We start from the raw sequence: 12484 nt of genomic DNA, 5'->3' as shown, positions 1-12484 counted from the left end.
CTCTGTCCACGAGGAACAGAGCCGTTTTGCATTGAAACCGGACGCGGAAGCGTAACCGCGCGAAACCGGCGGGTTATGTAGAAATCGGTTTATTGCTTGCTTTCCGTATAGATTTGGAAAGTTACACCGTACTTGTCGGTAACAATTCCGTAAGCAGGGCTGAAATGCGTATCCTGCAGAGGCATGTTCACTTGACCGCCTTGCTGCAGCGCTTCGAAGATTCGTCTTGATTTGTCCGCGTCGTCCGTCGAAACGCAAATGGTAACTTGATTTCCGATATGGTGGGGTTGACCCGGGAACATATCCGAGAACATCAGGTCCGTTTCGCCGACTTTTAGCATCGCGTGCGCAACAAGACCTTTTGCTTCCGCCGGTAACGGAAATTCCGGATTTTCCGGCATCTCTCCGAACGTTTGCTTAAAGAGGAGCTTGGCGTCCAATGCTTGTTCGTAAAAAAGGATCGCTTCTGCCGCATTTCCATTCATCATCAAATAAGGTATTAACCGCAAAGTCATCAAGTCAGCTCCTTCGTTATTTACCATCTCTGGTTCATTATTCCCCATAATTCCATTTTACAATATGAAACATATGTTCGCAAGTGGCAGCTGTGCTTTAAGTATACAAATGCAAATAATCGCCTGACAATAGGGGCAATCTACATAGTGCAAAAGGGAAGATGCACCAATCCAAGTATGAAATGGAGGCGAAATATTTTGAAAGCGGAGGAAAAAATATGGTCGGCGCTGGAAGAAGTCATCGATCCTGAGATCGGGGTCAATATTGTGGATCTGGGTCTTGTTTACGAGGTGTCGGTAGAGGACAATGGCAAAGTGAGCATCGAAATGACTTTGACCATTCCCCAATGCCCGCTTGCCGATGAAATCGTCGATAATGTAAAACGGACCGTATCGCAAATTCCGGAAGTGAAACAAGTCGACGTCCGGCTCGTTTGGGAGCCCAAATGGACGCCAGCCAAAATGAATGACCAGGCGAGAGAGGAAATCAGGGCGCGGCAGACGCTTGTTCAATAAACGGTCGCTCGGCAAAGACGCTTAAGTTGCTCGTCATTCGCCCGTTACGCCAGGTCAAACCTCCCACCAGATGAAGCAAAAAATTAACGAAATCACGGTCACGGGACTGCCGGTAACGGTTCCCGTCGCGCTTTTGGCGGCCATTACGCTTGTGTTTGAGCTGCCGAAGTTCAAATTTACGGGTGTTACTGTCGTCCCGGTCACCGTTCCGTTTTTTAGGATGGCGATGGTTGCCCCCGCAATCGAAATGCCGCCGGAAACGCGCGAAACAAACATGGTTTTGCCGCTTCCTGCCGGATTCGATATTTGCAGGAGAAGATTTTGTCCCGCTGCAAGTGCATGGCGAAAACCTCTGTAAAATTTTAGTTGCAGTCCCGCTACGGTCAGGTTATAATTGGAAAACGATACAATGAAAGCGTTCACAAGGGCAGAGACCAGGAGAACCCCGAGTGCAACACATTTCTTTTTCCCATGGAGGAGAAGGAGATGGTTGCTGCTCGGTTTTTTTATTTTTCGGAAGGGGTGATCGCCAAATAAACGAGAGATCGCAAGTGTCATAGTTTGGCCATTTCGAAGCCCAGGGAGATGAAAGACAATGGTCTTTTCCAAATCGAAATCCATTATTGTAACCGTTCTCATCGCTAGCTTGTTGCTGATTACCGCGTGCGGCGCACCTGCGGCTCCTGCTTCCGGAGGGAATGCGGCTGGCGGCGATTCCGCCAGTAAATCGAACAAGCCTATCGAATTATCGTTCTACTTTCCGGTAGCGGTCGGAGGACCGCTGACCAAAATATTCGACAGTCTGGCGGAGCAGTTCAACAAGGAGAACAAAGACGGCATTACGGTAAAGCCGATTTACACCGGCAGCAATCAGGATACGCTGATTAAAGCCCAAACGGCCGTGATGGGCGGCACTCCGCCCGATCTCATGCTGGTATCGTCTACGGACTTGTTCACATTGCTCGACATGGACGCGATAATTCCGCTTAACGATCTGATCGCTAAGGACGGCGGGGACGCCTATATAAAAGATTTTTACGAAGGCTTTTTGGCTAACGCGCAAACGGGAGGAAAAACATATAGCATTCCGTTCCAGCGCAGTACGATTATTTTGTATTACAACAAGGACGCGTTCAAAGAGGTCGGGCTCGATCCAAATAAACCGCCGCAAAACTACAAGGAGCTGACGGAGTATGCCAAAAAGCTGACGAAGCCCGGCAGATGGGGACTCGAAATTTCCTCAACCGAGTACATCGGATGGATGTTCCAGGCATTCGCGCTGCAAAACGGCAAAAACCTGATGGATCAGGACGGCAAAAAAGTGTTCTTCAATACGCCGGAAAACGTGCAAGCGCTGCAGTTTTGGATCGATTTGATCAAGAAGGAAAAGGTTATGCCGGAAGGCGCTACGAACTGGGCGACGATTCCTTCCGATTTCATGAGCGGCAAAACGGCCATGATGTATCACACGACAGGCAATCTGGGCGCCGTGAAGAACGGAGCGAAGTTTGAATTCGGAACCGCGTTTCTTCCTGCCGGCAAAAATTTCGGCACGCCGGTAGGCGGGGCGAACCTGTATATTTTTAAAGGCATCGCGAAAGAACGACAAGAAGCCGCATGGAAATATATTCGCTGGCTGACGCAGCCGGAACGTCTTGCCCAGTTCAGCATCGACACGGGCTATGTCGCACCGACGAGAAGCTCGAACGAAACGGAAATCATGAAGAAGTACATCGCCTCCTTCCCGCAAGCCGTTACGGCGCGCGACCAATTGAAATACGCGGCCGCTTCGTTCTCCACGCACAGTTCCGGCGAAGTCGGGAAAATATGGAACGATAATCTGCAGTCCGCCATCACAGGAACCGCTACGGCGGCGGAAGCACTCAAGAAGGCGCAGGAAGCGGCCGAGAAGGTGCTTGCTCCTTTTAACAAATAACGGACAGACACAAGTGAATGGAGGAGTGTCCCATGGAGAAGCGGTTGTTTGCCAGAAGATTGCGCGAAAACACGCAAGCTTGGCTGCTTCTCCTTCCTACTTTCGTCTTCCTTGCCATGTTTACGTTTTACCCACTGATCAAGACGGTGTATACCAGTTTCTTTATGAAGAAGCTGGCGGTCCGGGTTCCGCAATATGTGGGGTGGGGAAACTATCAGAAGCTGTGGGAAGACGAAAAGTTTTGGAAGGTGCTTGGCAATACGATTGTTTTCGTGATAGGGACGGTGCCCGCCGCGATGGCGGTTGCCATGGCGATGGCGTTGTTCGTGAACCGGGCCATTCGAGGCGGCGGATTCATGCGCACGTTTTATTTTTACCCGACGGTCATTCCGGCCGTCGCGATCGCTAACATTTGGCTGTTCATTTACACGCCGAAATACGGCATTCTGAACAGTATTCTAGAATGGTTCCACATTCCATCGGTCAATTGGCTCGGCAGCGTCGACACGGTGCTCGGAGCGACGATCGTGATGGCGGTCTGGAAGGAAGCCGGGTTTTTGATGGTGTTTTATTTGGCCGGCTTGCAGAACATTCCGAAAGATCTGTACGAAGCGGCGGAAGTGGACGGAGGCAGGCCGTGGTTTGTATTTTGGAAAATTACGTTTCCGCTGCTCATGCCCAGCACCTTGTTCATATTCATTATTGCCACAACCGGTACGTTTAAGCTGGTGGATCATTTGCCGGTGATGACGGGCGGCGGACCGGACAATGCAAGCAACCTGTTGTTGTTCCATATTTATGAGACTGCGTTTAAGTTTTGGGATGAAGGCATGGCGGCAACGTTAACGGTCGTGTTGATCGTGCTGCTTCTGATCGTTTCTTGCGTTCAATTTTTCGGGCTGGACAAAAAAATTCATTACAGTTAGGATGATTGGAATGCGCTACCTGAAAAACGGCTTAATGTACCTGCTGGCTGCCATTTGGATCATCCCGTTAGCTTGGACCGTATTAACCTCGTTTCGGCCCCGAGATTTGATCGTGGCATCCGGATGGACGCTGCAGTTTACTTTTGACAATTATATACGGGCGTGGGACGCTGCTCCTTTCGGCCAATATTATGTCAATACGATTGAGATCGTGATCGGCATTTTGGCCGTTCAGCTGGTGACCGTCATATTGGCGGCTTATGCGTTTGCCCGATTGAGATTTTGGGGGAAAGATGTGCTCCTGATGTTGGTCATGATGCAGATTATGGTTCCTCCGGATATATTGATCGTTCAAAACTATCAAGTACTGAAAAGTTTGCACCTGATCGATACGAAGCTTGGCATCATGATTCCTTACTTTGCTTCCGCGTTCGGAACGTTTTTGCTCAGGCAAACGTTTAAGTCGGTGCCGTATGAGCTGGAGGAAGCGGCTAGGATGGACGGCTGCAATGTGCTGCAAATTATAATGAAAGTATACGCGCCGCTTGCCATTCCATCGATTATCTCCTTCGGCATCGTCTCGATCAGCCATCATTGGAACGCGTTCTTATGGCCGCTCATCGTTACGAATTCGCCGGAGAACCGGCCGCTTACGGTCGGGCTTGCCATATTCGCTCATGCATCCGAAACAGGCGCCCAATTTGCGGAGGTGACAGCAGCGACGTTAATCATCGCCATCCCGCTGCTGGTCGGCTTCTTCACTTTTCAAAAAGGGTTTATTAACAGCTTCATGCATTCCGGCGTGAAATAACTCCCCGTCGCTTAAAATATAGCAATTCATAAGAAACCTTGACATTTGCTCTATGCTATATTGGAGAAGTGAAAAAATTTGTGTAAACGAAGGGAGTTACTTCATCCAATGGCACTGACAGCGGACAAAATTTTTGTGAATTTGCCGGTTAAAAATTTGAAGCAGTCCATCGACTTTTTTTCGAAGATCGGATTTGAATTCAATGCCCAATTTACGGACGACAACGCAACATGCATGGTGATCAGCGATCACATCTATGTCATGCTGCTCGTGGAAGATTTCTTCCGCACCTTCACGAAGAAAGATATCGCCAATGCGGACAAAACGACGGAAGCCATTGTCGCATTGTCGGCCGACAGCAGGGAGCAAGTCGACGAGATTGTGGACAAGGCGCTGGCTGCCGGCGGAAAAGTATCCAATGATCCGGCGGATCACGGGTTCATGTACACGAGAAGCTTCCAGGATATCGATGGACATCTGTGGGAAGTCATGTACATGGATCAATCTGTCGTCAATCAAGGGTAAGCCGGAAGAAGCGTAACGGCAGAACGCATACAAGCTTTTTCGTTTTCGCGGCAGATGGGGAAAGCGAACAACATTATCATATCCTAGTTAAAGAAACATCGCTTACGCAGCGATGTTTCTTTGCGCATTGGCCAATATATTGCATAAATCGGACAATATCGTTCATTGTTGCCTTTTCACCCATCGGGTAAGCTGACTGTAGCCATTTACACGTAAAGGAGCCTATTTGATGTACGAGACCCGAGAACCGCTAAGCGATCAAGCTACACGTTCTGAAACTGAACCGATTGAGCTTCAACTGCTGGCGATCACTGATTTTCACGGTTATCTTCAGCCTGCCAGCGATAAAGCGAACGGAGAAATTCAATCCTTAGACGGACCTCTTGTCGTAGGCGGAGCAGCCTATTTGGCAGCTCACCTGAAGCGGCTGCGAGCAGGCCATGCGAACTCGCTGCTGCTGTCCAATGGCGATAATTTTAGCGGGTGGCCGATCGAGACGGCTGCGTTCAAAAGCGAACCTACAATTGAATTTTTGAATGCGATCGGAGTGGAGGTGTCTTCGGCGGGAAATCATGAATTCGATGTCTCCCCCGAATTTTTAATCCGTCACATGATGAACGGAGAATGCTTCGGTACCGAGGACATCGACGGCTGCTACAAGGATTCTACCGGAAAGCCGTTTCGCGGTTGCCATTTTGATTATATAAGCGCCAATGTCCGGGACGCGCGGAACGGACAGCTTGTGCTGAAGCCGTATATCATCAAGCACATCCCCGACGGTCGCGGCGGCACCGTTCCTGTGGGGATTATCGGTTTAATCGAGGAAGCCGCATTTACGAAAGAACAGATGTCAGTTCAATCGGGCGTGTTATATGCGGACTCGCTGCTGGAATCGGCTAATCGCTATGCAGAGGAGCTGCGGGATCAAGGCGTACAGACGATTATCGCACTGGTGCACGAGGGCGGGTCAGCAGACAGCAGCGGCTTGGACTTTAATGGCTGCGAGCGGCCGTGGGGACCGGCAATCGACTTTGCGGCAAAGGCTTCCCCGGCTATTGACGTCATCATCACCGGTCACTGGCATGCGGCATTCAACTGCCTCATCGACGATCCGGATGGAAATCCGCGTCCCGTTGTGGAAGGAAGCAATCACGGCAGACTCATTACGGAAATCAATCTGTATATTGATCCGCTAACCAAAGACGTGTTACGGGACAAAACCCGTTGCATTAATCACCCGAATACGAGAGATATTGCGCCTGATCCGGATATCGAAGCGATGGTGGCTTATTGGTCGAAACGTGCGCAAGAACAACAGAATGTTCCTCTGGCCAAATTGAAAGGGGATCTCCTTTGCGCGCGCAATGCTTACGGTGAAAGCGCGTTCGCGAACGTCGTAGCGGACGCCTTTTATGCCGCAGCCCAAAAAATACCTCAGCCGGTCGATTTCGCCATGACCGTCGGGCTGCCGAAGGGTGACCTGTTATTTGCCAAAGGTACGGTACCGACCGATCTTGACGGAACGATTACGTTTGGAGAGCTGCTGCATAGTGTCGGTGCCCATACTTCGGAAATCGTGGTTACGCTGAGTGGCAAACAGATTCAACAAATTTTGGAGGAGCAGTGGAGTCAAGGGACGGATGGGACGGTTATGTTTCAGCCGGTCAATGTCTCATACAATGTGCAATACGCCTACGACCTCCATCAGCCGCTCAGGGCTCGTATCGCTCCCGCCGATGTCATCATTAACGGGGAGAAGCTTGACCCTGATCGGCGATACCGTGTGGCTACGAACGGACTTGTCGCGGTTAACGGGGGAGGATACCCGTCATTTTCGGGATACTCCGATGCGCTGCGAATCGCTTCTTGGCCCGTGATGGATTACATCAAGGCTCAAGGTGAAATTCAAGCGCCCAAACTAAACCGAATTCGTGCGAAGCATGCATAATGGACGGCAGCCTATTGAGCCGCGAGATGGAGCGTCCGCGATTGAATATCGCCGTAATCTATACTACTCTTATATAGTAAATGTAATGAGAAATAGATGAATGCGGTTCAGAAGTTACCGGCTGCGTTGTATCGGAAGCAGCGCGATCGGGTAACGAGGAGGAGGCTATATTCAAGATGAAATACACCGGCGTTGGAGCGACTGACGAGCATGCCAGACGAGTGATGGAAAGCTACCGAAGGTGGACGGGAAAACCGCTGCTGGATGAAGAGTTTGATCCTGCCCATGCGTTCAATGCGCTGTTCCATGCTCCGATGGTAGTACTATCGCATGGGACGGAGGCTGATCCGATATTGAATTTCGGCAGCCGGAAGGCGCTGGAGCTGTGGGAGATGGATTGGGAGATGTTCACACGTACGCCGTCGAGGCTGACGGCGGAGCCGATGGAGCGCGAGGAGCGGGCCACATTCATGAATGCCGTCAGCGAAAAAGGCTATGTCGACGATTATACCGGAATCCGGATATCCCGCACCGGCAGGAGATTTTACATCTTGCAGGCGACGGTGTGGAATTTGACGGATGAGAAAGGCGCGTTTTACGGACAAGCTGCCGCGTTCCGGTCTCATCGCGAAGTGTAACAAACGGCGATAATCTACAAACACCTAATGCAATGCATGATCCGACCAACAGGCGGCGCTTACGCCAAATGCAGCCGAACTGCGACTGAAATCGCGGTTCGCTGCTTTTTTTATGGCCATGAGCAAAATATTGATAATAAATAGCAAAAGCAAAGTAATGAGCATAGAAGCAGCAACATTCTTATAATTTTGAGCAATGTACTGTGAGCGCAGCAGAAGCGATTTATTTATAATATAACTATCGCGAATAAAACGCTTACACCCGGTGTTTTTGGCGATGACAATGATCTATGAATTGCTATATAAACATATGGGGGGACTACAAAATGAAAAAGAGCTTATCCGTTATTGTTTCATCGCTGGCGGCCTTGAGCCTGCTTGCAGCATGTTCGGGAGGAAAAACAACGCCAAATACGCCGGGCGGCGAGGCGCCAAAAGCCGATGCCAAACCGGTAACGATCAAAATTTATCAATGGGTGGCCGTGCCCGACGACCAATGGCAGCAGCTATACGTGGAACCGGTCAAGAAGAAATTCCCTCATATTACGCTGGAGCAGATCACAAGAGCAAAAGGAACGAACCCGGATGAACTTGTAGCCGCGGGCGAATTCCCGGATATTTTTACGATTTCCAATGACACCCGTCAGTACGTCACTCTCGGATTGACGCAAGATATGTCGCCTCTGATCAAAAAGGAGAACATCGATCTTGGCAAATTCGATCCGGCGCTCATTGAACGGAGCAAAGTAGACAATCAACTGGTAGCGCTGCCTTTTTACAGCAGTCCGACTGTGATGTTTTACAATAAAGCGATTTTCGATAAATTCGGCGTTTCGTATCCGAAAGACGGCATGAATTGGGAAGACGTCATCAATCTGGCCAAGCAAGTATCGAAGTCGGATCAAGGCTTCCAGTACAAAGGCTTGCACCCGCAGAGCATCTTCGCCATGAAAGGCGGTTTGCCGATCGATCTGCTTGATCCGAAGACGGATATGCCAACGATCAATAACGATCAATGGAAGCAGCTGCTTACGTTGTATTCGAGCTTGGTCATGATCCCGGGGAACGAGCCGAAAGGAGGCGCGTTTGCGGATGTGGTCAATGCGTTCGTCAAAGATCAAAATACCGCGATGGTCATCTCCAATATGATGCCGTCGCTGCCGGAAGCGACGAAGAACGGTCTGAACTGGGATATGGTGCAGCTGCCGAGCTATAAAGGGTATGACGGACTCAAAGGACTCGGAGATACGTTGTATATGGGCGTAAACAAAGTGAGCAAAAATCAGGATGACGCGCTCAAAGTGGTCTCCGTGCTGACTTCCGAAGAAGTACAAACGACGATGGCGGAAAAATTCGGATATGTTCCCGTACTGAATAGCAAAACGGTGAAAGACGCATACGGTACCGAGATGGAATATTTAAAAGGGAAAAATGTACAGGCGATCTTTAAAGGAAAGATTGCTCCATACATGCCGTCCTCGGCCTACTCCGGCCATGCCGATGTCAGAAAAATTTTCAACGCTAAGGTTGCCGATGTCGTCGCCGGTAAAAAAGACGTAAATACCGCGCTTCGGGAAGCGGACGAAGAAATTACGAAGCTGATACCGCAAATCAAACAAAAATAGTCGATGTTGTGATTTTTGGATTGGAGAAATGATAACAACCTAAAACCCATTCATTGGGTCTTAGGTTGTTTAACGTTCGTTAATCAATAAATAGAGATCTAAACTAAACTGAAATAGTTACTCGAATATCCTGCGGATAGTTGCCGAAGTTCTTGCCAAAAAGGCTGACACCTCCACAATTCGCAGCGGATTCGGGACAAGAGATTCGAAAGAGCAGCTCCTGTCCTGCTTTTATGTTCAGTTGATGAATACGAACGTCCGAAAACCTTACCCCATCGATAAGTGTGCCTTCATCGGTAATGGAGAGGACCTTAAGAAGTCCGTACTGTGTATCTACCCACCACTCGGGCGTGTATTGTCCGCGCTTGCTGCCAAAATCTCCCGGGCAGGTCCAGGTAGCAACATCAATGTTATTGATGGAGAAGGTAATATCCGACGGCCAATTGTCGTTATAATAAGGCGCCTCGGAACAAATCTCCAAAGCAATATTTAAGCTTGACGCGGCTTCTTTTCCCACCAAATAATTCGGAATCCGATATTCGACAAAACCGCTTGCAAACCAAAGGTGCTCTGCCGTCGTGCGCTCGGGGTCGTCGAAATAACGAGGATCGTCCATCATGCCGATGCGCTTGTCAGAGGACGCCAAACCACAGGTAGGGTGAACCTCATACCGGATGTATTGTCCAACCGGTAGGTCGACCGAAAATCCGGTTTGGCTCTGAGGCTTTTCTTCTTCGGCAGTTCGGAGTACTAACGTCAACTTATCCACATTCAATGAACAGCGCTTCTGCGTACCTCGTTTTCCTACCGAATTCTCCGTAGAAACAATCCTAGCTTCCTCCAGCTTCTGGATATGCTTCGTAATTATGGCTGAAGACAAGCCTAATGCCTCTGCGAGCTCACCAATGTTATAAGGTTTCTCATTCAACAATTCAATAATCCGAACTCGCGTTTCGGAAGAAAAGCACTCCAGCACGTTCATATTTCTTGTGGTCACGTCTATTTTCATAAAGCACGCTCCTAACTCATCCAATTATATAACCAAATTGTTAATTAATCAACTTTACATTGACAAAAAAGAAATGGGAATCTATTATATTAACCAGAATACAATAAAGATAATGATTTTATTAAGTAGAAGAAGGAGAGTGCGGACATGGCTCAAAAAATAATGAAACAGGAGTATCCTCGCACACAGATTGTAAGAGAGCATTGGCTGATTTTTAACCGATAACCATGTAGGAGTTGAAGAACAGCTGGGCAGGTGATAAGGGATTTACTAAACGAATCGAGATTCTTTCACAAACAAAGCAAACGAAGCGGAATTTATGAAAACGGTTTCCGGATTAGGTGTGCACCAGGAACTTCTAGGAAGCAAGATAGATGCCCACAATTGATTCTCGATTTAAAGTCGAGTATTTCACCAGCACTGTGTCATATGAAGTTTATTTTGGATAGATACAATGAACATGGAGGGGTCTAATTGAACAGGAAGTTAGTACTTACTGCCACAGTCTTAGCTTTGCTCCTGAATGCCGGTTGCCAAAGTCAAAAGAAGCCCGGCGAAAAAAGCGGGGATATATCCGATGTCAGTACGGAACCCGTTACTTTAAAGTTAATGGTTGCCCATGGCTTTTTCGCGCAAGAAGATTTTGAGGCTTATTTTGCCCAGCAGGTAAAAAAGAAATATCCGCATATTACATTGGAACTGGTTAGCGGCAAGCTGCAGGATATGATAACATCGGGCGATGTCCCCGATATTTTAATCGCCGGGTTGCCCGGGATTCCTGCTTTACAGGATTTACAAATCATTGAGGATCTAAATCCGTATATCAAAAAATTCGGATTGGACCTGTCCAAATACGAACCGATCCCGATTGAGTCCATCAAGAAGTTTGGAGCAAAAGGTGAAATGGTTGCGCTGCCATTCCGAATGAACATCCCTGCTCTCTTCTATAACAAAGACATATTCGAACGATTCGGAATCGCTTATCCTAAGGAAGGCATGACATGGGAAGAGACAATCGATTTGGCGCGCAAGCTGACACGCGATGACGGAGGCGTTCAGTATTTGGGTCTCTACGTGGGTGGGGTGGACCGCTTTGCAATGGGGCTTACTTTGCCTTATGTGAACAAGCAGACGAACGAAGCCGTATTGACAACGGATAGCTGGGCCAGGGTACTGAATCTGCATAAATCGATGTATGACATCCCGGGATATGTAAAGGACGGTAAACTTTCAAGCAACTCGCACACCGTGTTTGTGAAAGACCAAAGAGTTGCTATGGCCGGCTATTGGGGCACAGATGTCATCGGAGAAATCGATAAACTGGCAAAGAGCGGTCAGGAACTTCATTGGGACATGGTAACGCTCCCCACGTTTGAGAAGGGCAAGGGCTATGCATGGCAGGCGGAAACGCATAATATGATTGTGACCACCACAAGCAAACATAAGGACCAAGCTTTCCAAGTGTTGTCCTATGTCGCTGGAGAAGAGGTGCAAAAGATAATCAATAAGAGCGGAAGAATACCGATTCTGAAGAAAACCGAAGAATTGAAGAAAGAGTTTGGCGCGGACTTGGAGTTTCTGAAGGGGAAAAATACGAATGCGTTCTTCACCCTCCAGCCGGGAGTGCATGAACATACGAAATTTGATACGAAAGGCAGAAGCTTAATTGTAGAAGCGAACAATGAGATGATATTGAAGGGTGTCGATGTCAATACCGCCTTGCGGAATGCGCAGGAGAAACTAAACCAGTATATCAAGGAACAAGCTGCTGCCCAGTAATTGTTCCTTGTGCCGATAACCCTCTGCTTTTTCCTGTAGACATTTCCCAAGAAGCAGAGGGTTATCTTTGCAGAATTGTAGTTCCGATTTGTATTGACGGTAAAAGGGGAGCATACCAGCTACTCTTTTTGTTTTAAAACTTCATTTTCCATATGAATAAACGATGTTACGCTCATTGTACTTTACATGGCTAGTAAGCCTTTTGGATCTAAACAAACGAAAGCGCTAACATTTGTCGATCTAGTTCCAGAGAAAT

Annotated in this window: 12 protein-coding genes; 9 read left to right on the top strand and 3 right to left on the bottom strand. The window is 48.4% G+C overall.

Features of this window, described 5'->3' with window-relative positions:
- Positions 1–89: 89 nt before the first annotated feature.
- On the bottom strand, positions 90–515 hold the full coding sequence (locus ACFQI7_RS02200) for a VOC family protein (protein ID WP_218096767.1): 426 nt from the start codon (positions 513–515) through the stop codon (positions 90–92).
- 198 nt (positions 516–713) lie between these two features.
- On the opposite strand from ACFQI7_RS02200, the gene ACFQI7_RS02195 reads away from it, so the two are divergent.
- On the top strand, positions 714–1031 hold the full coding sequence (locus tag ACFQI7_RS02195; protein ID WP_230414592.1) for a metal-sulfur cluster assembly factor: 318 nt from the start codon (positions 714–716) through the stop codon (positions 1029–1031).
- A gap of 54 nt (positions 1032–1085) precedes the next feature.
- Here the strand turns inward: ACFQI7_RS02195 and ACFQI7_RS02190 are convergent, their stop codons facing one another.
- Entirely contained in the window at positions 1086–1652 is a 567-nt protein-coding gene (locus tag ACFQI7_RS02190; protein WP_218096765.1) for a hypothetical protein, read from the bottom strand.
- Here ACFQI7_RS02190 and ACFQI7_RS02185 point away from each other — a divergent pair.
- From ACFQI7_RS02185 to ACFQI7_RS02155, 7 genes are all read left to right on the top strand, one after another.
- Positions 1627–2967 (top strand): ABC transporter substrate-binding protein, encoded by a 1341-nt coding sequence (locus tag ACFQI7_RS02185; RefSeq protein ID WP_218096764.1) that lies wholly within the window; start codon positions 1627–1629, stop codon positions 2965–2967. The genes ACFQI7_RS02190 and ACFQI7_RS02185 overlap by 26 nt on opposite strands.
- 32 nt (positions 2968–2999) lie before the next feature.
- Complete coding sequence (locus ACFQI7_RS02180) at positions 3000–3893, top strand: carbohydrate ABC transporter permease (protein ID WP_218096763.1); 894 nt, start codon at positions 3000–3002, stop codon at positions 3891–3893.
- 10 nt (positions 3894–3903) lie between these two features.
- Complete coding sequence (locus ACFQI7_RS02175; protein WP_218096762.1) at positions 3904–4704, top strand: carbohydrate ABC transporter permease; 801 nt, start codon at positions 3904–3906, stop codon at positions 4702–4704.
- Between the two features lie 108 nt (positions 4705–4812).
- Positions 4813–5229, top strand: coding sequence for a VOC family protein (locus ACFQI7_RS02170; protein WP_218096761.1), 417 nt, complete (start codon positions 4813–4815; stop codon positions 5227–5229).
- 229 nt (positions 5230–5458) lie between these two features.
- Positions 5459–7177, top strand: coding sequence for a bifunctional metallophosphatase/5'-nucleotidase (locus ACFQI7_RS02165; RefSeq protein ID WP_218096760.1), 1719 nt, complete (start codon positions 5459–5461; stop codon positions 7175–7177).
- Between the two features lie 176 nt (positions 7178–7353).
- Entirely contained in the window at positions 7354–7815 is a 462-nt protein-coding gene (locus ACFQI7_RS02160; RefSeq protein ID WP_218096759.1) for an MEKHLA domain-containing protein, read from the top strand.
- A gap of 326 nt (positions 7816–8141) precedes the next feature.
- Positions 8142–9440 carry an ABC transporter substrate-binding protein gene (locus ACFQI7_RS02155; RefSeq protein WP_218096758.1) on the top strand — a complete coding sequence of 433 codons (1299 nt, stop codon included), beginning with the start codon at positions 8142–8144 and terminating at the stop codon, positions 9438–9440.
- Positions 9441–9543: 103 nt separating this feature from the next.
- Here the strand turns inward: ACFQI7_RS02155 and ACFQI7_RS02150 are convergent, their stop codons facing one another.
- Positions 9544–10449: an ArsR/SmtB family transcription factor gene (locus ACFQI7_RS02150; protein ID WP_218096757.1), complete on the bottom strand. Its 906-nt coding sequence runs from the start codon at positions 10447–10449 to the stop codon at positions 9544–9546.
- Between the two features lie 474 nt (positions 10450–10923).
- Here ACFQI7_RS02150 and ACFQI7_RS02145 point away from each other — a divergent pair, with 474 nt between their 5' ends.
- Positions 10924–12228, top strand: coding sequence for an ABC transporter substrate-binding protein (locus tag ACFQI7_RS02145; protein ID WP_218096756.1), 1305 nt, complete (start codon positions 10924–10926; stop codon positions 12226–12228).
- Positions 12229–12484: the final 256 nt, after the last annotated feature.

Origin of the sequence: Paenibacillus allorhizosphaerae (genome assembly GCF_042659105.1) — a bacterium.
In the GTDB taxonomy this organism is placed as follows: domain Bacteria; phylum Bacillota; class Bacilli; order Paenibacillales; family NBRC-103111; genus Paenibacillus_G; species Paenibacillus_G allorhizosphaerae.
The sequence above is the reverse complement of the archived record's forward strand: the minus strand, read 5'-3'. Positions and strand labels throughout refer to the sequence as shown.

What these genes read in the sequence shown, in the direction of transcription:
- ACFQI7_RS02200 (WP_218096767.1), bottom strand. Translation starts at nt 515, where the DNA reads ATGACTTTGCGGTTAATACCTTATTTGATGATGAATGGAAATGCGGCA.
- ACFQI7_RS02185 (WP_218096764.1), top strand. Translation starts at nt 1,627, where the DNA reads ATGGTCTTTTCCAAATCGAAATCCATTATTGTAACCGTTCTCATCGCT.
- ACFQI7_RS02190 (WP_218096765.1), bottom strand. Translation starts at nt 1,652, where the DNA reads ATGGATTTCGATTTGGAAAAGACCATTGTCTTTCATCTCCCTGGGCTT.
- ACFQI7_RS02180 (WP_218096763.1), top strand. Translation starts at nt 3,000, where the DNA reads ATGGAGAAGCGGTTGTTTGCCAGAAGATTGCGCGAAAACACGCAAGCT.
- ACFQI7_RS02175 (WP_218096762.1), top strand. Translation starts at nt 3,904, where the DNA reads ATGCGCTACCTGAAAAACGGCTTAATGTACCTGCTGGCTGCCATTTGG.
- ACFQI7_RS02170 (WP_218096761.1), top strand. Translation starts at nt 4,813, where the DNA reads ATGGCACTGACAGCGGACAAAATTTTTGTGAATTTGCCGGTTAAAAAT.
- ACFQI7_RS02165 (WP_218096760.1), top strand. Translation starts at nt 5,459, where the DNA reads ATGTACGAGACCCGAGAACCGCTAAGCGATCAAGCTACACGTTCTGAA.
- ACFQI7_RS02160 (WP_218096759.1), top strand. Translation starts at nt 7,354, where the DNA reads ATGAAATACACCGGCGTTGGAGCGACTGACGAGCATGCCAGACGAGTG.
- ACFQI7_RS02155 (WP_218096758.1), top strand. Translation starts at nt 8,142, where the DNA reads ATGAAAAAGAGCTTATCCGTTATTGTTTCATCGCTGGCGGCCTTGAGC.
- ACFQI7_RS02150 (WP_218096757.1), bottom strand. Translation starts at nt 10,449, where the DNA reads ATGAAAATAGACGTGACCACAAGAAATATGAACGTGCTGGAGTGCTTT.